Origin of the sequence: Streptomyces sp. NPDC057474, from assembly GCF_042802555.1 — a bacterium.
Classification (GTDB): domain Bacteria; phylum Actinomycetota; class Actinomycetes; order Streptomycetales; family Streptomycetaceae; genus Streptomyces.
Genome location: NZ_JBHVDX010000037.1, coordinates 1 through 20,624, shown reverse-complemented (window position 1 = coordinate 20,624; position 20,624 = coordinate 1). Strand labels below are relative to the sequence as shown.

Genomic DNA, 20,624 nt, shown 5'->3' with positions numbered 1-20,624 from the left:
GAGAGTGGCCCTGCGCGGGGGCCACCGTGTGGCCTGCTTGCCGCGTCAATGGGGGCATCACGACGCCGTAAAGAGCTGAGGCAGCTCCGCAGACCGGCGGACATGCGAGATGTCACGCCTTCCGGCGTGGATGGGCTGCCTGCCGGTATTTCAGTGATACTTTGCGGCCGGGTGCACAGACAAGGGTTCTTTCCAGGATGTCACCCGAACGGGGTAACACGCGGTCTGTGACGGCCCGCTGAAGCGGCAACAAAGTCCGCCAGGCGGTTCACATCCAGCCTGGAAGTGAGTGTCACCTGCGGAGCGTGTTGAGCCCGCCGATCGTCGTACACTCGCCCTCCCGCACGGCTGGCCCGGGCGGGTGATGCGGCCGGAACACACTGCGGACGGCGCGCGGGACGGGCACGCGGCTGCGGCAGCCGGCCCGCGCCCGGGCAGCGGCACAAGCCGCCTCAGCGCCGCACCGCTGTTGCCGCAGATGTTGCGTCTATCTGTTGCGCTAGGTGTTGCGATGAAAGTTGCGCGACCCTTCCCAGTGTCCTGGAGTTCGCCCAGGTCACCGCGGGCGTGTGGGCGTGGTCGGGGTGCTGACATCCCTGTTGCGGCCCCTTTCGCCCGTGTCCCTGGTTGGAGTTGAGGAGTGGGAGGGCGGGATGGGTGGCGCGGCCACTGCCGGGGATCGGAGCGCCTCGCCGGTGTTGCGCGCAGGGCGGGGCCCGCCGCTCCAGGCCGCCGACGGTGCGGCGGCAGGGGTCAGGAGTCGTCGGGGGCGGAGTCGGTGATGTGGTCGAAGCCGCGCAGCAGAGGCGTCAGCTCCTGCGCGGCTCCGCACAGCGTGCACAGCCGGGAGCCCAATCATCAGCCAGCACGAAGCCAACCGCGCCCATCCGACGAGCACCCCTTGACAACCACAACCAGCCAACTCTCAGAGTCCCCTGTTCAGGTAGCCGCCGCCATCGGTTCCGTGCTGACCGAGACCACCGCTTCCGCCCAGGAAAAGGCCGAGATCAGGCCATCACTGACGCCATGATCAGGCTCCTGGCTGGCGCGCCGCTTCGGTCTGACGGCAAGCTGACCATCAAGTCCCTCGCCGCCGAGGCCGGGCTTCGCCATAACAAGCTCACCCACAAGCACACCGGGCTCAAAGATCTGTTCTATGCCCTGGCCCTGGCCGGCCGTCCGGCCATCGCTGATCGTCTACACCATGACAACGAGGCCCTGCGTGCCGCGCTGACCCGTGCGAAGGAAGAGCGTGCCCAGCTCCAAGCGCAGGTCCAGCAGCTCGCCCGCGTCGTACAAGTGCTGGAGTGGAGAACGAACAGCTCCGTCGAGGCGACATCGATCGCCGGGACTGTCCGGGCGTTCCCCGGCCCGCGGAGCTGAGCCGGACATTCTCCTAAAGCGGGTGTCGCAGGTTCGAACCTGCCGGGGAGACGGAGAAATACCTGGTCAGATGCCCTTCCGTCCGGCGGGCGGGGAAGTCTTCTGAGCTTGCGGCACGCATATGGCGCGTTGTGCCGTCGGTGGACCTACGACACCTTGCGCCGCCAGCTCTGCTCCACCTGGATCGCCCCCGGACGGTGCCTAGTTGCGCGTGGGAAGGCGTGCGGGGGCGGTGTTGCTCACCTGCTGGAAGATGACCGAGGTGCGGAAGCCGGTGATTTCTCCGCGCTTGCTGAGCCGGTCGGTGAGGAAGGCGTGCAGGTGGTCCAGATCCTGAACGGCGACGTGAAGGAGGAAGTCGTCGCCCCCTGAGAGTACGAAGACGTGGAGGACTTCCGGCAGGCCGCTGGCGAAGACCTTGAAGGCGTCGATGACGGCGCGGCTGAGAGGGCGGACCTGAACCGACACGAGCGCCTGAACGCCGCGGTTGAGGGCCGCGGGATCGATGTCGGCGTGGTAGCCGCGGATGACTCCCCGGCGGTGGAGCGCCCGAACCCGCTCCAGGCAGGTCGAGGGGGCGATGCCGAGCTGCCGGGCGAGTTCGCGGTTGGACTGCCGTGCATCTGTCTGGAGAAGCCGGACGATCTCCGAATCAAGTTCATCCATGGCCGGCTACCGTACCCGATCTTCAGCCAAACGTTCGGCCAAGTGCCTCACCAGCGAGTCAGCCGTCCAGTATGACGTCATCGAATCGGGCAACGAAGGGACTGGCGGACTCATGCTCGATCATGAGCAGGTCGCGATCCACACCGGTCGGCGCTCCCGGCTACCGGTGATCGTGGCTGTTCACTCGACGGCGCTCGGTCCGGCGGCCGGCGGCCTCCGGCTCTGGCACTACCCCGACTGGCGGGACGGCCTCGCCGACGCCCTTCGCCTGTCGGCGGCGATGACCTCGAAGTTCGCTGTGGCCGGGCTGCCCAGCGGCGGTGGGAAGGCCGTCGTAGCCATGCCGGAAGGGAGGGAACTCGATGCCGACCGGCGCCGCGACGTGCTGCACGACGTGGCGGACGTCATCGCGTCGCTGGGTGGTGTGTACGCGGCCGGGCCGGATGTCGGGACCAGCCCCGACGACATGGCGTTGATCGGGGAAACGACCCCCCATGTGTTCTGCCGACCGGCCCATCTGGGCGGCAGCGGCGACTCGTCCCCACACACCGCGCGGGGGACGCTTGCTGCGCTGCGGGCCGTCAACCGGCGGCTGTACGGCACCTCGAGCCTGAGCGGCCGCGCTCTTGCCGTGGTCGGGCTGGGCCGGGTCGGCGCCGACCTCGCCCGCCTCCTCGCGGCCGAGGGAGCCGCCCTGACGGTGACCGACATCGACCCGGACAGACAGAAGATCAGCGACGAGCTCGGCGCTGTCTGGCGGTCGCCCGACGAGATCCTCGCCGCGGACGTGGACATCGTGGTCCCCGCAGCTCTCGGCTCCACCCTGACCAGGCGGACCGTGGCGGATCTCCGCTGCCGTGCCGTGGTCGGACCGGCGAACAACCAGCTCGCCACGCCGGATGTCGCAGACCTACTGCACCAGCGCGACATCCTCTGGGTGCCGGACTATGTCGCAAGCGCGGGAGGAGTCATCAACGCCATCAGCACCGAACTTCACCGCGTCAGCGCCGACGAGGCCCGCGTACGGGTCCGCGCCATCGAGGACACCGTCGACGACCTGCTGGACACCGCGCAGCGCCACGGCCAGACCCCGGCGCAGGCGGCGAGCGAACTGGCCCGGCGTCGCCTGCGCGCCACCTCCGGGCCCACCGGCTCACCCACGGCGTCGTTACGGTTCCGGGCAGCGGGGCCCGGTGACGCCGAGAACATGGCACTGCTGCACGCCGACAGTTGGCGTCGGCACTACCGCGGCGCGTACTCCGACGCGTTCCTGGACGGCGATGTGGTGGCCGACCGGCGGGCCGTCTGGTCCTCGCGCTTCTCCGCCCCGAGCGGCAGTGTGACAGTCGTGGCCGAGGACGACACCGGGCTTGCGGGGTTCGTCCACGTGGTCTTCGACGAGGACGGCCGCTGGGGCAGCCTCATCGACAACCTGCACGTCACCCAGCACCGCCGACGAACGGGCCTCGGCACCGCGCTGCTCTCCCGCGCCGCGGAGGCCGTTGCCGAGCGCGCGAGGAGCAACGCCATTTACCTGTGGGTGCTCGAACAGAACACGGCGGCCCAGGAGTTCTACCGAGCCCTGGGCGGCACCTGCGTCGAGAAAACACCGGTTTCGCCCCCCGGTGGCGTAGCGTCCCGGCTCGCCGGCTCCCCCGCCAAGCTCCGCTTCACCTGGCCCGACGCCTCGCTGCTCGCGCAGACCGGCGGACAGACAACCCGAAGGAGCACGCCATGACCCCCGACGCGGGTACCACCGTCGACCACTACGACCGGCTGCTCGCCGAGCACTACACCTGGATGCTGGGCGGGGATGTCCACGAGGTCGCCGACCGGCAGGCCGCGCTGCTCGCGGAACTCGGCCTGGCGGGGACCGAAGACGACGGGACAGCCATCGACCTGGGCTGCGGCTCCGGTGCACAGACGCTGGCCCTGATCCGCCTCGGCTTCTCCCCCGTGATCGCCGTGGACACCAGCCGCCGGCTGCTCGACGAACTCGTCTCGTACGTCCGGGGCGCCGAGGCGGTACGGCCGGTGCACGGCGACATCCGCACCGTGCTGCCCGAGGCGGCCGAGCCGGGCACGGTCGCGGCAGTCGTCTGCATGGGTGACACGCTTCCCCACCTCCCGTCCAAGTCGGACGTCCGCGTGCTGCTCGGCCACATCAACCGTGCCCTCGTCTCGGGCGGCCATCTCGTCGTCACCTACCGCGATCTCACAGCGGAGCTGCGCGGCACGAACCGTTTCATCCCGGTCCGCAGCAGCGACAACCGGCTGCTCACCTGCTTCCTCGAATACCGCGACGAGGACACGGTGATCGTCCACGACCTGCTCCACACCCGGACGAACGGCTCCTGGCAGCAACAGGCAAGCAGCTACCCCAAGCTGCGACTCGCGTCCTCCTGGCTGATCGAACAGTGCCGGGCGGCAGGACTGGACGTCCGCCACGACGCCGCAGATTCCAGGGGGATGCGGATCCTCCACGCTGTGAAGCCCTGACGGGCATTCATGGCTCTCGTGCGACACCGGCGATGACCGTGGGGTGACGACCGCGCGGACGGCCGCGGTCTTGGCTCGGTGCCTTCCCGGTTGGCGAACAGCAGGTGCCCGGCGTCGGCCAGAGACGATGGGTGGCGGCTTAACCATGCGGTACGCGACCGTGGCGGTCACGGTCGCGCGCACAGCGCGAACGGAAGGGCGGACATGAGCGATCCCGAGCCGAACTGTTCGGCGGCGCCGACAGCGATCGCCGGTTCACCGGCCCTACGACCGGCGACGAACGGCGGATGCTCATCGATGTCCTGAGCGCCCAGCGCGCCACACTGCAGTTGAAGTGCTCCGGCCTGGGCCCGGAGTTGTACCTGCGGTCCGTGGAACCGTCCACGCTTTCGCTCCTCGGCCTGGTCCACACCTCGCCGATGTGGAACGCCGCTGGTTCCGGCGGGACCTGGCCGGGCAGGACGCATTGGCCCTCTTCTCCTCGACTGCCGACTCCGACGAGGACTTCGACGGCGCCACGGACAACCCCAGGGTCGTCGCTGCGGCATGGGAGGTGTGGCGGACCGAAGTGGCCTTCGCCGAACAGTTCGTCACCGAGGCCATGGGCAGCCGCCTCCAACTCGCGGTCCCCACCCCGACCGATCCTGAGCCGAAACCGGAGGTGGCCGCGGCCTGAACACCAACGCACACCACTCGGCCCCCTCGCCACGTCCCGGCAAGGGGGCCGACCTTGGACCTGAAAGCTACTGGCGGGTTACTTGTCACCTGGATCGCCGCTCGTTAACGGCACGTCGGCCGTGAGTTCAGCGTGACTGACGTGCTTTCACTGGGAACCCACGGCGTTTTCGGCAGGCAGGCATGAAAGTGCGGTGGGTCCGTTGCCGCTGAAGCGGCAGGTCCTTCACCATTGGGCTCACTCGGCGCGCTGTCCGACACGGAGGACGCTCAAGTAACGGCGTGGTGCTCGGTCGCCCATCCGCGTGCGGATGCGCTCGGCGATTGCATCGAGCAGGGGCTCACGGACGTCGCGGTCGAGTCTCCGGTACAGCGACAATGAGCGAAGGTGATCGGCAAAGCCGTCCCCGTTGAACCACTGAACGGTCGGGTACCAGCGCACGATCGTTGGGCCGAACAATCCGCCGGGATCTTCGACCAGGCCCCAGCCCTTGTCGGTGGTGCGCACGTCGTCCTCCAAAGGAGGATGACCCCAGCCGGGGTTCCCGGGGAAGAACCGCTCGTGGAGATCGGCGGTCTCGGCGTACACCTCCGGCTCTCCCGGTCGGCGGACAACGACGTTGCCGAGCAGTGCCATCCAGCCTGCGGGGTAGAGCACGTCGTGCGCTCGCTGCCAGCCGATCGACGGGTCGACCCAGTGCCACGACGATGCAGCCACGAGCACATCGAAGCGTCGACTGCGGTCGTCCCACTCCTCGAACATCGACGTCTCGACTTCGACGTTGCGGAAGGAGGCGATCCGCTGGCGAGCGAGTGCGGCCATGTCTGCGCCCCGCTCGATGGCGGTCACTGAGCATCCGAGCGCTGCCAGCGAGCGCGTCGCCTGACCGGTACCGCAGCCCACCTCCAGCACCGACGACCGTTCGTCCATGCCGGTGATGGAGCCAAGGTCCGCGAACAACTCGTCGGGGTATCCCGGCCGGACCCGGTCGTAGAGCTCCGGCACCTCGTTGAACACTCCGCCGAGGTCGTGTCGGCTCGGGCGCGTCTTCGGATCATCAGTCACGAACGCACAAGCTATGAGGCTCGTCGACGGGGGCGCCACTGGTTTAAGGGCAGCTCCTCGACAGCCGTCAAGAGCGCCCGCTCTCCCTTCCGACCGCATCTCGGCGGACTCCCGGCTGATCGTCGAGCAGGTTCTGGGCGATGGTCGCGTAGCGGCTCGCGGCGGTGTGGGACAGGTTGAAGACCAGGGCGAGGTGCAGCGGATCGGCGCCGACGGTCAGCGCCTCGTGCAGTACCCGGTCACCGCGGATGCGTTCAAGGTAGACGCCTTGGTGCAACAGGTGCTCCCGGCTCGGGCAGCAGCAGTTCCTCGACGCCACAGCTGAGCACGGCGCAGATGACGTTCAGCTCGTCGAGCTTGACGGTGTTCGGCTGGCCGGACCACAGGCCCGACATCTTTCCCGCGCTGATCACCACGCCGCGTTCGGCGAGCATCCGCTGGAGTTCGCTGGCTTTCCAGATGCCGCGGTTGGCAGCCGCCAGACGGAGGTTCCACTTCATCGGGCCAGTCCTTTCCATCGGTCGGTGGCGCGCTGCTGTCTCGCGACCCAGGCATCTTCGACATGGGTGCCGTGGACGTGGATATACCGGGCCGTGGTGCCGGTCCTGGTATGTCCGAGTAACTCCTGGATCGCGAACAAGGTCATACCGGCGAGATAGAGCTGGGAGGCGCAGAAGCGCCGCAGCGCGTGCGGAGTGAGCTCCCGGCCCAGGTGGGAAGGTGCTGGGCGGCGGCTTCGGTCAGCGATCGGCGGAAGACGTCGGCGGTCGCCCGCGAGCCGGAGCCGTCCCGGTTCTTGCGCTCGGAGGGGAACAACGGGGCACCGGACCGGGTGTGGTCGGCGTCGAAGTGGCCCCATAGGTCCTCGATGAACCACCGCAGGTTGCGGTCGGCGCCGTTGATCAGCGGCACCAGCCGCGGCTTCGGTCCACGCCTTCGGGAGCCCTTGCCGTGCCGGACGTTGAGCTTGCCGAACCAGCCCAACTCCCACCGGACGTCGTCCAGGTCGAGCATCCGTGCCTCGTTGATCCGCAGTCCCACGTCCGCCGCCAGCCGGGCGACCGCGTAATTGCGGGCGGCCGGACCGAACTTGCGGCAGGTCACCAGCTCCTCGCGCCATCCGGCGAACAGCTCCTCGATCTCTGCTTCGCTGGGCGGGATACGCAGCTGCGGTTCCACCGCAGCCCGGGGCCGGTTCATCTCGTCCAGCGGGCACTCGACCACACGGCCGGTGAGGTTGTGCAGCTCGACCTTGTGGCGCAGCTCAAGGAACTGAAAGAACACCGTCAACGCGCCCGCCCGACCGGTCCGGGTCGACGGTATGGCGTCGCGGAGCACCTTGCCGAAATAGACGTCGGCGTCAGCTGGCTCCATCTCCCACAACGGACGGCCGAACCAGTCTCGGATCAGCTCCAGATGGTTGGTGTCGTTCCGGATGGTGCTGTCGACCAGACCGGCCGATGCCCGCGCGAGCACGAAGCCCGACAGCACATCGGTCTCGAACTCGGCGAGCTCCTCCTCGCTCACCGGCGCCCGGTACTCGCGCAGATCGCGCACTACGGCCAGAGCCAACCCACGCCTCCACGACTTCACCCAGACTGAAGGAATCCCGACAGCAATGAGACTTGCGCACCACGGACGAGGCTGGGTCAGAACGGTCGGCAGTCACCCGAACGAGGTAACAGGCCCAGGTCCAGGCACTCTCAGTCGCGCCAGGGAGCTACGGACGCACACGGAACTCGAGGACTATTGCTCACCCAACACGCGCAGACTTGACACAGAATGGTCGTGGTCGACGCCATCGACCGGCCGTACGTGGTCGGGGGCGCATCCACACCGGTACTCCGCCGCTTCCACGCTGCCGTCTACCTGGTGGAGAGGCAGTATTCCGGGGGTGCGCTATTTGCGTCTCCCCCGAGCTGGCGGGACGTCGTGGCGACGGACGGCTCGCCCGCGTGGTGCGGCGCTGCTGCGGCCTCCTCACCGAGTCTCCGGCTTTATCCGACAAGTCCCTCTCGCTGAATGGCCCACTGGGGCACTATGAGTAACCTGCCGATGGCGCTTGGTCACTGTGACCTGGGGCCGTGCGGCGGTTTGGGGGAGGGGGACCATGCTGCTGCCTGACAACCCGATTGCGGGACCGGACGGAGATCGTTTCGGGTTCAGTACCCATGCCAAGGTGCTCTGCGACGCGATTGCGACTGCTGAAGGCTTGCCCTTGACCATCGGGGTCTTCGGGCCCTGGGGGATGGGCAAGTCGAGTTTTATGAAGGTCTGTGAGGGCTTGCTGAGAGCGCGCAACATCCGGACCGTCTGGTTCAACCCCTGGAAGTACGACCAGAAGGACGAGATCTGGCACGCCCTCATCCAGACCGTACTCAGCGAGATCGCCCACGACCTGGACAAGCGACGGGAGTCAGGCGAGGAGACGCTTAACGAGCGCCTCGCCAAGGCCCTGGACACCGTCAAACAACTGAGCCAGGCAGCAGCCTGGCTGCTCGCCCGCCGGGCAGCTGGCCCCCTCACGGCGGGGTTCCTGACACCCGAGGACGTGGACGCCGCTCAGACTGTCCTCACCGCACCTGGCGTGGACACCTATCTGCACGTCAATCGCTTTGAACAGGACTTCAGGGACGTCGTAAACACCTACACGGACGGCGGTCGGCTTGTCCTGTTCATCGACGATTTGGACCGCTGCACCGAGGATGCGGCGATCACCGTGCTCGACTCGCTGAAGCTCTTTCTGGGAGAGGGGTCATGCGCCTTTGTCCTCGCCATGGACTATCAGGTTGTCGCAGAGGCCGCTGCCAAACGGTTCGACAGCGAACGTACGGACGGGGCGCGCGGCCGGCAGTACCTGGAGAAGCTGATCCACTTTCCGTTCCATCTGCCAGGGATCCCGTTTGAGGCCCTGTACCAACACCTTCGCAACGAGGTCACGGACCCTGTGCTGACTGGCTCGCGTGAGCTCTGGGAACTCATCGAGGTCGCCTTCTCAGCCAATCCGCGCCGTGTGCGTCGCTTCGTCAACGGTCTGAATCATGTGGCCCTCATGCTGCATCATCATGGCGAACCGCCGGAGCGCGATCGGCTGCTGCACGCAGGCACCCTGCTCGCGTTCCAGATCAAGTATCCGGACTTTTTCTCCGCCCTCCAGAGCGATGCCGGTGTCTGGGCGCGGTTCGATGAGGCCGAGTTCGAGAGCAATGAACTCGGTGGCCGGGACGCGGAGCTCGCCAAGAACAGCCCTGGGGTACGGCGGCTGATCGCCGCCGTATCGTCGCGGCGCAATGGCTTCGATTTCCCTCTGCCGCCGACGCCTACCGTGATCAAACTGCTGACCGAGGTGCTGACAGTAACTGGTGGGTCGGCCGCTGATGAGTCGGTGGCTCGTGGTGCATGAAATGGATCCTGACGTCCGGTACTCGGTCGGCCTGGACCTTGGGGACGGAGAGAGTTCCCTGTGCTGGCCGCCGACGCACGGGCGCAGCGAGGCACGGGTGTACACGAGGGGAGCCGACGGCGCAGCCATCGTGACAGCCCTGGGGCGCGAACGCCTGGATCAAGGGGCCTACCGGGATGTCATCGGTGAAGCGGCCGTGTTGGCGAAGAACGTCTTGCACTTCAGCGTCAATTTCAAGACGCGACCCAACCCGGAGAGCCTGGCCCCACCGGATGCTGTGCGGTTCGCGCAAATCCTCCTCGCCGAGTTCTTCTCGCGGCACCCCAAAGTCCGGCGGGGCTGCTTGGTGTATGTCGGCCATCCCACGGGCTGGGATGCCGAATCGGTGGCGACGTACCGCAACACTTCTCGTCGATGGACGTGCCTGTGCGGCTCGTGGCGGAGTCCCAGTCCGCCGCTCGTACACGTCAGGGACCGGAGAGCCGGACGACGTGAGGCACGCTGACTGGACCGGGTACTGGTCGTTGACATCGGCTCTTCCACGACCGACTTCACGTTCGTCGAGGACCTGATCCCACAGAACCTTCCGGTGGGATTTGACCTGGGCTGCGCACTGATCGACCAGCGTCTTGTCAAAATGGTGCGGGAGGCGTTCGCGGGAAACGAGAATTTCGCCAAGGCCCTTGACGAGGACGGTTCGCAGGAAATGCTGCGGCTTCTGTGCCGTCGGATGAAGGAATCCCAGTTCACGGGGACCGGTGTGCGCCTCCAGGAACTCCAGGCTTCGCGGACGTCCTGACGGAGGTCCACGGCCTGCTCGGCCCGGCAAAACCCGAACTGGTCGTGATCACCGGTGGCGGTTCACGCATGCCCGTCGTACGCCAAATGTGTCTCGACGCGTTCTCGGGATCCACTGTCGAGAACGACACTGACCTCGATCTTTTGTGACGGTCCGCCGACGGAGTCGGATTCCCGTCGGACTCTTCCACAGATTCCCACACCCCGGCGCGGACTCGCCAGCCGATTCCCACCCGAAATCCCCCGCGTAATCCCTGGTGAAGAGGGTTGCCGCGCCTGCTAGTCTTCGGCGTCTTGCCGCACACTCGCGCACACACCACGCCACTCGTCGCATCAGTCCGAGGAGCATTTCGACTCATCGATAGCCTGCGTCACTTTGATGCGTGCTTGGATCTTGCCGATGCTGCTTGTGTTCCTCCTTTGTCTTTAACCTCTGTCCGCTTGGGCAGGCCCTGGTCGCCCAGGCGGCCGCCTGCCCGGACGAACCGATGGCGCCGTCGGATGGAGTCGCTGCCGGGCGCCTGGAAACGACGGCTATGTTCGGTCCTGGAGGTAGATTGCCTGCTCTTCAGTGGTTAGTTCTCGGGTGGTGTGTTGTTGGGCGAGGTGAAGTACCTGGTCGATGGGTCCGCACACCTCGCACCGCCATACCCGGGCTGTGCCGTCGTCGTGTGCGGTCGCGAGGCGCTGGGTCCCGGAGCTGGCGTCGATGCCTTCGACGGAGGCGCCGAAGCCGCGGAACGTGATCGGTTCTCTGGTGCGTGAGGGATCCCAGATCCGGAGGGTGCCGTCGTTGCCGCTGGTCGTCCACTGTCCGGGGCGGGGGCCGGATGCCACGCTCCACACCAGACCCTGGTGACCGTGCAGTACCAGCGGTTCGTCACGGGCCCGCCCGGTCACATCCCATATGCGCACGGTGCCGTCGTTGCCGGCGGTGGCCAGCTGCCTGCTGTCCCGGCTGAATGCCGAACTCCAGACCAGCTCTAGATGGCCGCGTAACACCAGCGGTTTGCTCGGGGACGCCGTGTCCCACAGCCGTGCGGTGCCGTCGGTCCCGGTACTGACCAGATGTCGTCCGTCGGGACTGAACGCCAGGGACCGCACCGCGCCCTGCCGGGGATGGAGAACCACAGGATTCCCGGTGCCGGTCACATCCCACAGCCGCACGGTGCCGTCGGTTCCCGCGCTCGCGACGCGCCGCCCGTCGGGTGCGAAGGCCACGCCCCACACCGAACCCCGATGACCGCGGAAGACCACAGGGCGCACGCGGCCCGTCACATCCCACAGCCGCACGGTGCCGTCGGTTCCCGCGCTCGCGACGCGCCGCCCGTCGGGTGCGAAGGCCACGCCGGAAACATCGCCAGCGTGACCTCGTCCGGTGAACAGGGGGCTGCCGCCGCCGGTCGGCCACACCCGCACCGTGCCGTCGCTGCCGCCGGTGACGAGACGGTCCGCTTCGGGGCTGAAGGCCACGCTCCACACGGGATACCGGCTGCCGCCGAGGACCACAGGATTCCCAGTGCCGGTCACATCCCACAGCCGCACGGTGCCGTCGTCACCGGAGCTGGCCATCCGTGTCCCGTCGGGGCTGAAGGCCGCGGTCCATACGGTGCCCCGGTGACCGCGCAGTGCCAGGGGACCGGTGCCGCTGTCCGCGTTCCACACCCGCACAGTGCCGTCGTTGCCGGTGCTCGCCACGCGGCGGCCGTCGGGGCTGAAGGTCACGCCCTCCGCCGTACCATCGTGGCCGCGGAGCACCACCGGCTCCCCGGTGCCGTCGGCCGGCCGCACGCGTACGGTGCCGTCGGTGGAGGCACTGGCCACCCGCCGCCCGTCGGGGCTGAAGGCGACGTCTTCCACCGTGTTCTCGTCGCCGCGTAGCACCACGGCCTTCCCGTTCCCGTCGGCATTCTGGATCCGCACGGTGCCGTCGCTCACACCGACGACTAGGCGCCGCCCATCGGGGCCGAACGCGACCCCGAGCGCACGCCCCGGCTGCGCCAGAACCGCCACGGGCCCGCGCCCGGTGGTGTTCCACACCCGCACGGTGCCGTCGTCGCTCGCGCTGGCGATACGGCGCCCGTCGGGGCTGAACGCCACGCCCCACACGGGGGCAGTGTGGCCGCGCAGCACGACGGTCGGGCCGTGGTCCTGCCAGCGCCAGATCCGCACGGTGCCGTCGACGCCCCCGCTGGCCACCCACCGCCCGTCCGGGCTGAACACCGGGCTCCATGCCTCCCCCTGGTGGCCGCGCGACGTCAGGGGGTCGGCCGGTGCTCCGTCATGCGGCGGGAGCGTCCAGACCCGTACAGTGCCGTCGGCCCCGCTGGTCGCCAGATGCCGGCCGTCCGGGCTGAAGGCCGCACCACAGGACTTCCCGCCATGTGCGGGCGGGATCGTCGAACGGATCCGGGAGTCAGCCGTGGCCTGCCGCAGCACCGCCTCCGCTTCCGCGGTGGGTCGCACCCGATACGCCTGCCGGGCCAGCAGCAAAGCGAGCTCCGGATCCAGCTCCAGCTGGGCGCGGGCGTTCGCCGCGAGCTGACGGGAGAAGGCCACGCTGCGTTCCTCACGCGCGCGACCGGTCTGGACCATGGCCAGGGACGCCAACACCGTCATCGCGGCCGCCACCGCGACCAGACTGGTCAAGAGCACGCCCATCCGTCTTCGGCCCGCGGCCCGTTGGCGGGCTCGCTGCCTGCGGGCGGCGGACAGGAAGGCGTGCTCCCGCTCATTGAGCCAGTCGAGCGGTCTGCCGTCCCAGGCATCCAGCTGCGGTCCCTGATAGAGAAATCCGTCGTCGCGCCCCTGGTGCTCCCACTCAGCGGCTGCTTCGGTCAACCGCCGGCAGGCCCGGAGCAGTTCACGCTCCTCCTCGATCCATCCGCGCAGTCGCGGCCATGCGGTGATGAGGGCTTCGTGGGCGAGTTCGACGATGGTGTCGTTGAGGGTGAGCAGGCGGGCGCGGGCCAGGGCCTCCAGGGCCTGGGGGGCCTCGGGTCGGCCGGTGGCCTGCAGTCCGGTGCGGTCGGCGGGGCGGCGGGTGTCGGGGGTGCCCTCGCCGGGGGCGACCAGCTGCAGCAGCACGCGGCGGGCCGCGGCCGCCTGCTCTTCGGTGAACCGGCTGTAGAGCTCTTCGGCGGTCTTGGCGATCGCGCCGTCCAGGGCGCCGACTGCCTCGTACCCGGCGAGAGTCAGTGTTTTCCCTCGGCGGCGGCGCCAGGTCTCCAGCAGCACGTGGGAGAGCAGCGGCAGCCCGCCGGGTGCGTCGGCGACTTCGTCGACGAGCCGGGCGGTCAGGGCGCGTTCCACGGTCAGGCCGGTGGCCGTGGCCGGCTTGACGATGGCCTCGCGCAGTTCCGCCGGGCTCATCGGACCGGCCAGCAGATTGGCGTCGCGCAGCGCGTCGGTCAGGTCGCGGTGCTCGGCGCAGCGGCCGTAGAAGTCGGCTCGCACCGCGAGCAGGACCCGCAGCCGGCTCTCCGGTTGCCGGGCGGCAAGGAGGAGGTCGATGAAGCGGGCCCGTTCGACTGGGTCGTGGCAGAGGGTGAAGACCTCCTCGAACTGGTCGACGATCACGAACGTGTCCGCCCCAGTGCTGCTGCCGGTGCCGTTCGGGGCGAGGAGAGCGGAGTGGGTGCGGGTCGGCTGGTCGCCGGGGGTCAGGATCCGGATCGCCGCCGGGCGTAAGTCCCGCTCCTGGGCGTGCTGGAGAGCAGGGATCAGGCCGGCGCGCAGCAGGGAAGACTTGCCGCTGCCGGACGGCCCGAACACTGCCGCGAAGCGCCGGCGACGCAGCAGATCGAGCAGGTCGGCGGTGAGCCGGTCCCGGCCGAAAAAGAGGCCGCTGTCGTCGGGCTCGAACCGTGCCAGCCCCCGGTACGGAGGATCCGTCCCCTCGCCGTCGTCCTCCGGGCTTGAGGTGGCGGCTGCTTCGTCCACCGCCTGCTTCCACCGGGCCTCCCATTCCACCGGGTTGCCCCCGCACGCCGCTGCGTAGGCCAGGGCCACCGACAGCGTGGGCAACTGCTCGCCCGCCGCCGCCTGCGACAAGGTGGTGACCGAGTAAGCGGCCCGCTCGGCCATCGCCCGGTAGGTAATGCCGCCCGCCTCCGCCCGAAGTTTCCGCAGCTCGAACGCGAACCGTTGCACCGGACCCGCACCCGGGTCCACCGGCACCTCACGACGTCCCGCCACAGGCACAACCCCCTCCAGCCACCCCCGCACCCGACCGGACCGTCAACCTACGCACCCACCACGGGCCGGAAAAGATCGCGCCCGGCCATTGTTTGGCCCCCGGAACAGCACTGCCGAACAATGCGCCGGCCGCTGAACTCGGTGATGCCAGCGGTGCGGGGGACCGCTCCGGAAGGGGAAAGCCCTGTTGGTCTGCCCGGAAATTAGCAGGGCCGGCGTACGGGGGCGCGGGGTTCGGGAGCCTGGGATCGGGGGTCCGGAGTATTCCCGGAACCCCGAACACGACACGGCCTTCCCGGTAGGGCTGGTTTACGGGAACACCCAAGAATCGAGCGAAAGAAGGCAGCACATGGAAGGTGTATCGAAACATCGCCAACGAGACGTCCGACGCTGGGCCACAGGTCTTGCCGCCCTGACCGCAGCCTTCGCTGCTGTCGTTGCTTTCCTGGCGCCAACGGCAGCGGCGAACACACAGAAGGCGGATGCGGAATTGATCTACGCGTCCGCCGGCTACGGCTATGGCGGGGCGACATTCGACTGGACCGGACCTGGCCGGGCATCGAACATCGACCTCATCGTCTCCGACTGGGGTTGCGACTCCAACCCCGTCTACGCATATTTCCGAGTCACCCGAACCAACGGTGGGGTCTGGTTCACGGACACCAAGCGCTGGGATTACTCCGGGTGCGACACGGGGGACAACACAACGTACAACGACCTCTCTCTGTCCGACGGCTACAACATCGCCTACCTGCAGGTTGTGATCTGCGTCAGGAACGGCGGCTGCACTACGGGTGGGACCTCCGGACGCAATCCGAACGCTTGACGGTGCTTCCTGAGCCCCCTTGAGGCACCCTGCCTGGGCCTTGGGTAACCAGGTCCCAGGCAGGGCCGCCACCCGGTTCGCTGTGGTTACCGGATCGCTTCACAGCCGTTGCCCCGACGCGTCAGAAGGCAAGGTGTTGGAACTCCACAAGGCCGGCACCGCCAACCGCACTCGCGTACAGCTGTTGGACTGTCGCAGCAGCCCGGCAAGCAACCAGCGCTGGGAACTATCCGACGCGGGAACCAACGACGACGGGTTTTTCGGTGGTGACCATCAAGAACGTCAACGCCCAGAAATGCCTCGACGAGTCTCGTGACCGGGACTGTGAGTGCGGCCAGGGCGTCGCGGACGGGCAGGACCACCCGGTCGCCGGGCTCGGCGCCGTAGGAGGTGGTGGTCGGGGTGAGCAGCGCGGCGAGGGCGGAGAGTGCGGCGGCCGCGAGGCCGGTGTCGCGGGGCAGGGGCATGGAGGTTCCCCTGCTCGGAGACCAGCCCGGTTTCCGTGGCGCTGGGGCCGGCTTCGTCGGCCGATCCCCTCCGTCGGCTTTGCGCGGCGTTCACCAGCTGATTCCGGCTGCCACCGGTAGGTGGTCGCTGCCGGTGGCCGGCAGCACCCACGAGCTCTCCGGCGCTACGCCGCGGACCAGGATCTGGTCGATCCGCGCCACCGGGAACTTCGCGGGCCAGGTGAAGCCGAAGCCGTCCCCTGCCGCGTCCTGGGCCGAGTGCAGCTGCGAGTTGATGTCGGCGAACGCGCGGTCGTCCATGGTGCCGTTCAGGTCGCCGAGCAGCACCACCCGCTTGTTCTGCTCGGCGGCGATGGCCTCACCGAGCGCCTGCGCGTTTCTGTCCCGCGAGTCCGTCCAGAAGCCCGCCCTGGGATTCACGCGTACGGACCCCAGGTGGGCCACGTAGACCGCCAGCGGCCCGTGGTCCGTGGCCACCGTGGTGCGCAGCGCCCGGTTGTAGGCCATCTTGACGTCGAGCGGCTTGGTGTCCGCCAGCGGTCCGTAGTCCATCTTGATGTCGACCGGCTGGGTGTTGGACAGCGGCAACTTGCTCCACAGTCCGACCGTGCCCTGCACCGTGTGGTACGGGTACGCCTTCGCCAGCTCCTTCTCGTACGTGCCCTGGGCCTGCGAGGTGATCTCCTCCAGTGCCAGCACGTCCGCACCGGAGGCGGCCAGGTCGCGGGCGGTGCCGGCCGGGTCGGGGTTGTCGGCGCCGACGTTGTGGCTGACCACGGTGAGGTCACTGCCTGGGTGGGACTTGTCGCCGAGCAGCCCGCCGAAGAGGTTCAGCCACACCATGACCGGCAGCAGTAGCGCGATCACCGCGGAGGCGGAGCGGCGCCACAGCGCCCCGGCCAGCAGCACCGGGAAGAACAGACCGAACCACGGCAGGAAGGTCTCCACCAGGCTGCCGAGTCCACCGGTCCGGTTTGGGATCTTCGCGTGCAACAGCATGAACAGGCCCAGAAGCAGGGCCAGCGCCGCGAGCACCGGGCCGCGCTTCCAGGGCCCCGGCCGGGAGCCGATGCGGATCGCCCGCCGGATGCGCGCGCGCCAGGCACAGGATCCGGTATCCCGGCGGTCGGCGTCGGCCTGTCCGGTCTCCGTTGTGTCCACCTGCGTCATCGTCTGTCCTCGTTCACGGCCGGTCACTGCTGCATCCTCGGGTCCTGGGTGGTCGGCATACATACGCGGGCAACCACGACCGATCGCATCGCGTAGTTCGTAGTGCCAGGGTTCTTGTAGATCTGGCACAGGCCGTACTCGGCGCCATGCTCGGACAGCCGCGCCGTCGCATCGGAGCGCCCGATGTCGACCGCGTCCCCCGACACGTGAGGAGACGTCGCCGCGGTGGCCACCCATCGGGCGGCCTCGTCTTCCGACCCGTACTTGGAGACCGCCTTGCGAAGAAGCTGCGTCTGATACTCCAGGGAACGCCAGCCGCCGTTGACGTAGAACTCGACTCCGTCGTCCGCGCCAGCCATCGCAGCCTGGCGGAGGGCCTTGAGTAGATCCGGATCGAGTTTGGCGACCGCCGGAATCGCGTCATCGGAGACCGTCACGCCGTCGGGACGACACCGCCGGCCTCGCCGAGCGCACCACGGTGCTCACTGCGATCAGTATGCGAGGGCGGTGCAGCCAAGGGGGCCGAGGGGGACAAGGAGGCCGAGGAAGGCGAGGGCGCCGAGGAGGACGAGGAATTCGACCCCTGGTAGCCGAGGGCTGTGGTGATCACTGCGCTGACGACTGTCAGGCCGACGACGAGGAGCCATCGAATCCGGCGGGTCGGTGTTCGTGCGGAAGGCGGGGTTCGATTCATGCCGCCAGTCAAGGCAGCGCGTTGTTGCCGACACGTATGTGGTTTTCGATATACCGACGATATGCGCCGACTCGTAGCCTCGGAGCATGCGTGTGTTGATCGTCGAGGACGAGCCCTATCTGGCAGAAGCCATCCGCGATGGCCTACGCCTCGAAGCGATCGCGGCCGACATCGCAGGTGACGGCGACACCGCTCTGGAACTGCTGAGCATCAACACCTACGATATCGCCGTCCTCGACCGCGACATTCCCGGACCGTCCGGTGACGAGATCGCCAAACGCATCGTCGCCTCCGGCAGCGGCATGCCGATCCTCATGCTCACCGCGGCCGACCGGCTCGACGACAAGGCCACCGGGTTTGGGCTCGGCGCCGACGACTACCTCACGAAGCCCTTCGAGCTGCAAGAGCTCGTGCTCAGGCTCAGAGCACTCGACCGTCGACGCGTGCACAACAGGCCGCCCGTGCGAGAGATCGCAGGTCTGCGGCTGGATCCGTTCCGCCGCGAGGTCTACCGCGACGGCCGCTATGTCGCGCTGACCAGGAAGCAGTTCGCCGTGCTCGAAGTCCTCGTAGCCGCCGAAGGCGGTGTCGTCAGCGCCGAAGAACTCCTGGAACGCGCGTGGGATGCGAACGCCGACCCGTTCACCAATGCCGTGCGCATCACCGTCTCGGCACTGCGCAAGCGTCTCGGCGAACCCTGGATCATCGCCACCGTGCCAGGCGTCGGCTACCGCATCGACACGCAACCGGAGGCCGGACACGAGGGAGATGACTGTGAATAGAGCCGCTGGTTTGAGCGTTCGCCTCAAACTCACCCTCAGCTACGCCGGATTCCTCATGCTTGCCGGTTCCGTGCTGCTCGCGGCGGTGTGGGTGTTCCTCCTCCGTTATGTCCCCGACCGTGCGATGCTCATCAACCCCGATGACAAGCCCGCGAATGGTGTTTTTCCCGTCCGGTCCGTCCTCCTGGAGGTTTTCGCGCCGAGGGCAGCCGCAGTACTGGCGTTCCTGCTGGTGTTCGGTCTCGGGGGAGGGTGGATCCTCGCCGGCCGCATGCTCGCCCCGCTGACCCGGATCACCAACGCCACACGCATGGCCACGAACGGGTCACTCTCCCACCGAATCCGGCTACCGGGCCGCAAGGACGAGTTCCGCGAACTCGCCGACTCCTTCGACACCATGCTCGCGCAGTTCGAAGCACACGTCGCCGAACAGCAGAGATTCGCAGCCAACGCCTCCCACGAGCTGCGCACCCCGCTGGCGATCTCGAAGGCACTGCTCGACGTGGCCCGCACCGATCCGAACCACGACACCGGCGAACTCGTCGACCGCCTACACGCCGTCAACACCCGAGCCATCGACCTCACCGAGGCACTGCTCCTGCTCAGCCGCGCCAACCAGCGGTCCTTCACCCGAGAACACGTCGACCTGTCCCTCCTGGCGGAAGAAGCCGCCGAAACGCTTCTCCCCCTCGCGGAAAAGCACCTCGTCACCCTCGAGACCGACGGCGACATCGCCCCCGCGATCGGATCCTCGACGCTCCTGCTGCAGCTGACCACGAACCTCGTACAGAACGCGATCGTCCATAACCTGCCGGAACACGGCACCGTACGGATCCACACCAGCGTCCGCCCCAAGACCGTGGTGCTCACTGTCGAAAACACCGGCGAGCAGCTCACCCCACAGCTGGCCTCGACCCTCACCGAACCCTTCCAGCGCGGCACCGAACGCATCCACACCGATCAGGCAGGCGTCGGCCTCGGCCTGGCCATCGTCAAGACCATCACCCAGGCACACGACGGAACCCTCACCCTCACCCCGCGCCCTGCCGGCGGGATTCGCATCACTGTTGAACTACCCGCGACAGCCCCGCACACCGACAGGTGAAAAATCAGAGAATTGATACGCGGCCACCACAATAAATCTGCGACAAGAGCACTGAGGGCAGGGGACTGGCATCTTCACAGAAGGCACCGTCATTATTTCGAGAATATCGAAGCAATTCGGATGTTTCCGGCGTCCTTCTCCGGACACACGCACGACCGATTCGGCTTCGGCTCCGACGCCACTGAACTGAAGATGCTGCTCGGTCAACAGGGCCGGACCATCGAAATCGCCTTCACGAAAGCCCTGGGCCGGGGCATGAGGCGGCCGCGGCCGAGGCGGGTTCCCTTGGGGAGGTCGTCGTGTACTTCCGCTGGTTGCGGCCCAAGCGGCTGGTGATCGGCGGGATCGAGACCGTCATCGGCGCCGACAGCGTTGCCGTGCACGAGACCGTCGGCCGCATCATGCTCGACACCGGCGCGCCCACCTGCCCGCACTGGACCGCTGACCGGGCCTTGAGACAGATATTGCGCAGAGCGTTGCGCCTATCTGTTGCGCTGGGCGTTGCGGTGGATGTTGCGCGGGACTTGCCGGCGTCCGCAGGTTCGCCCCAGGTCACTATGGGCGTATGGGCGTATGGGCGTGGTCGGGGGTCTGACATCCCCGTTGCGGCGGGTTTCGCCCATGTCCCTGCTGGAGTTGAGGGAGGGGGAGGGCGGGATGGGCGGCGCGGACGCGGCAGGGGGTCGGGGCGCGCTCACCGGTGTTGCGCGTCGCCGCAGCGCCTCGCTGCCGACAAGCGGCGTTGCATCGCCGTGTGGCAGCGAACCCGGCAGCACCGTGTCGCAGACGTAGCCAAGCTAGTGAGCCGGTTTTGAGTTCTCCCGTCGCCACTTGAGTCGTGTTCCGTTTCGGATCGTGGCTTGGGCGGTGACGGGGCTGGTGGTTTGCGGTCT

The 20,624-nt window shown here is 67.9% G+C and carries 16 protein-coding genes and 2 pseudogenes; 9 read left to right on the top strand and 9 right to left on the bottom strand.

Features of this window, described 5'->3' with window-relative positions:
• Nucleotides 1-1,026 precede the first annotated feature (1,026 nt).
• The gene (locus ACFU53_RS13695; RefSeq protein ID WP_383990455.1) at nt 1,027-1,383 is read left to right on the top strand and encodes a hypothetical protein; all 357 of its coding nucleotides are present in this window, start codon (nt 1,027-1,029) and stop codon (nt 1,381-1,383) included.
• Nucleotides 1,384-1,584: 201 nt separating this feature from the next.
• Here ACFU53_RS13695 and ACFU53_RS13690 read toward each other — a convergent pair whose 3' ends face one another.
• Nucleotides 1,585-2,049: an Lrp/AsnC family transcriptional regulator gene (locus ACFU53_RS13690; protein ID WP_383990452.1), complete on the bottom strand. Its 465-nt coding sequence runs from the start codon at nt 2,047-2,049 to the stop codon at nt 1,585-1,587.
• A gap of 112 nt (nt 2,050-2,161) precedes the next feature.
• Between ACFU53_RS13690 and ACFU53_RS13685 the strand changes: the two genes are divergently transcribed.
• The 3 genes from ACFU53_RS13685 to ACFU53_RS13675 all read left to right on the top strand — a co-directional run bounded on the left by ACFU53_RS13685 (nt 2,162) and on the right by ACFU53_RS13675 (nt 5,224).
• Entirely contained in the window at nt 2,162-3,787 is a 1,626-nt protein-coding gene (locus ACFU53_RS13685) for a GNAT family N-acetyltransferase (RefSeq protein ID WP_383990449.1), read from the top strand.
• On the top strand, nt 3,784-4,548 hold the full coding sequence (locus ACFU53_RS13680) for a class I SAM-dependent methyltransferase (protein ID WP_383990446.1): 765 nt from the start codon (nt 3,784-3,786) through the stop codon (nt 4,546-4,548). Before ACFU53_RS13685 ends, ACFU53_RS13680 begins: the two co-directional genes overlap by 4 nt.
• Before the next feature lie 421 nt (nt 4,549-4,969).
• Nucleotides 4,970-5,224 (top strand): hypothetical protein, encoded by a 255-nt coding sequence (locus ACFU53_RS13675; protein WP_383990443.1) that lies wholly within the window; start codon nt 4,970-4,972, stop codon nt 5,222-5,224.
• Between the two features lie 237 nt (nt 5,225-5,461).
• On the opposite strand, the gene ACFU53_RS13670 is transcribed toward ACFU53_RS13675, so the two are convergent.
• From ACFU53_RS13670 to ACFU53_RS13650, 5 genes and pseudogenes are all read right to left on the bottom strand, one after another.
• Complete coding sequence (locus ACFU53_RS13670; RefSeq protein WP_383990440.1) at nt 5,462-6,241, bottom strand: class I SAM-dependent methyltransferase; 780 nt, start codon at nt 6,239-6,241, stop codon at nt 5,462-5,464.
• 115 nt (nt 6,242-6,356) lie between these two features.
• Nucleotides 6,357-6,566 carry a hypothetical protein gene (locus ACFU53_RS13665; RefSeq protein WP_383990437.1) on the bottom strand — a complete coding sequence of 70 codons (210 nt, stop codon included), beginning with the start codon at nt 6,564-6,566 and terminating at the stop codon, nt 6,357-6,359.
• 10 nt (nt 6,567-6,576) lie between these two features.
• A pseudogene (locus ACFU53_RS13660) lies at nt 6,577-6,789 on the bottom strand (helix-turn-helix domain-containing protein); the annotation flags it as partial.
• A complete protein-coding gene (locus ACFU53_RS13655; protein ID WP_383990531.1) occupies nt 6,786-6,974 on the bottom strand; it encodes a tyrosine-type recombinase/integrase in 189 nt (62 codons plus the stop codon). The gene ACFU53_RS13655 and the pseudogene ACFU53_RS13660, both read right to left, overlap by 4 nt.
• The gene (locus ACFU53_RS13650; RefSeq protein WP_383990537.1) at nt 6,932-7,861 is read right to left on the bottom strand and encodes a site-specific integrase; all 930 of its coding nucleotides are present in this window, start codon (nt 7,859-7,861) and stop codon (nt 6,932-6,934) included. Before ACFU53_RS13650 ends, ACFU53_RS13655 begins: the two co-directional genes overlap by 43 nt.
• A 538-nt stretch (nt 7,862-8,399) precedes the next feature.
• Between ACFU53_RS13650 and ACFU53_RS13645 the strand changes: the two genes are divergently transcribed.
• Both ACFU53_RS13645 and ACFU53_RS13640 read left to right on the top strand, forming a co-directional pair.
• Entirely contained in the window at nt 8,400-9,692 is a 1,293-nt protein-coding gene (locus tag ACFU53_RS13645) for a P-loop NTPase fold protein (protein WP_383990434.1), read from the top strand.
• A gap of 589 nt (nt 9,693-10,281) precedes the next feature.
• Nucleotides 10,282-10,491, top strand: coding sequence for a hypothetical protein (locus tag ACFU53_RS13640; protein ID WP_383990431.1), 210 nt, complete (start codon nt 10,282-10,284; stop codon nt 10,489-10,491).
• Nucleotides 10,492-11,024: 533 nt separating this feature from the next.
• Here ACFU53_RS13640 and ACFU53_RS13635 read toward each other — a convergent pair.
• A complete protein-coding gene (locus tag ACFU53_RS13635) occupies nt 11,025-14,687 on the bottom strand; it encodes a hypothetical protein (RefSeq protein ID WP_383990428.1) in 3,663 nt (1,220 codons plus the stop codon).
• A 349-nt stretch (nt 14,688-15,036) separates the two neighbouring features.
• Between ACFU53_RS13635 and ACFU53_RS13630 the strand changes: the two genes are divergently transcribed.
• Complete coding sequence (locus ACFU53_RS13630) at nt 15,037-15,513, top strand: hypothetical protein (protein ID WP_383990425.1); 477 nt, start codon at nt 15,037-15,039, stop codon at nt 15,511-15,513.
• Between the two features lie 557 nt (nt 15,514-16,070).
• On the opposite strand, the gene ACFU53_RS13625 is transcribed toward ACFU53_RS13630, so the two are convergent.
• Together ACFU53_RS13625 and ACFU53_RS13620 are read right to left on the bottom strand one after the other, a co-directional pair.
• Nucleotides 16,071-17,150 (bottom strand): endonuclease/exonuclease/phosphatase family protein, encoded by a 1,080-nt coding sequence (locus tag ACFU53_RS13625; protein WP_383990422.1) that lies wholly within the window; start codon nt 17,148-17,150, stop codon nt 16,071-16,073.
• Between the two features lie 23 nt (nt 17,151-17,173).
• Nucleotides 17,174-17,844 (bottom strand): annotated as a pseudogene (locus ACFU53_RS13620) (M15 family metallopeptidase).
• A gap of 86 nt (nt 17,845-17,930) precedes the next feature.
• Here ACFU53_RS13620 and ACFU53_RS13615 point away from each other — a divergent pair.
• A complete protein-coding gene (locus tag ACFU53_RS13615; protein ID WP_383990419.1) occupies nt 17,931-18,626 on the top strand; it encodes a response regulator transcription factor in 696 nt (231 codons plus the stop codon).
• A gap of 10 nt (nt 18,627-18,636) precedes the next feature.
• A complete protein-coding gene (locus ACFU53_RS13610; protein ID WP_383990416.1) occupies nt 18,637-19,731 on the top strand; it encodes a sensor histidine kinase in 1,095 nt (364 codons plus the stop codon).
• Nucleotides 19,732-20,624 lie beyond the last annotated feature (893 nt).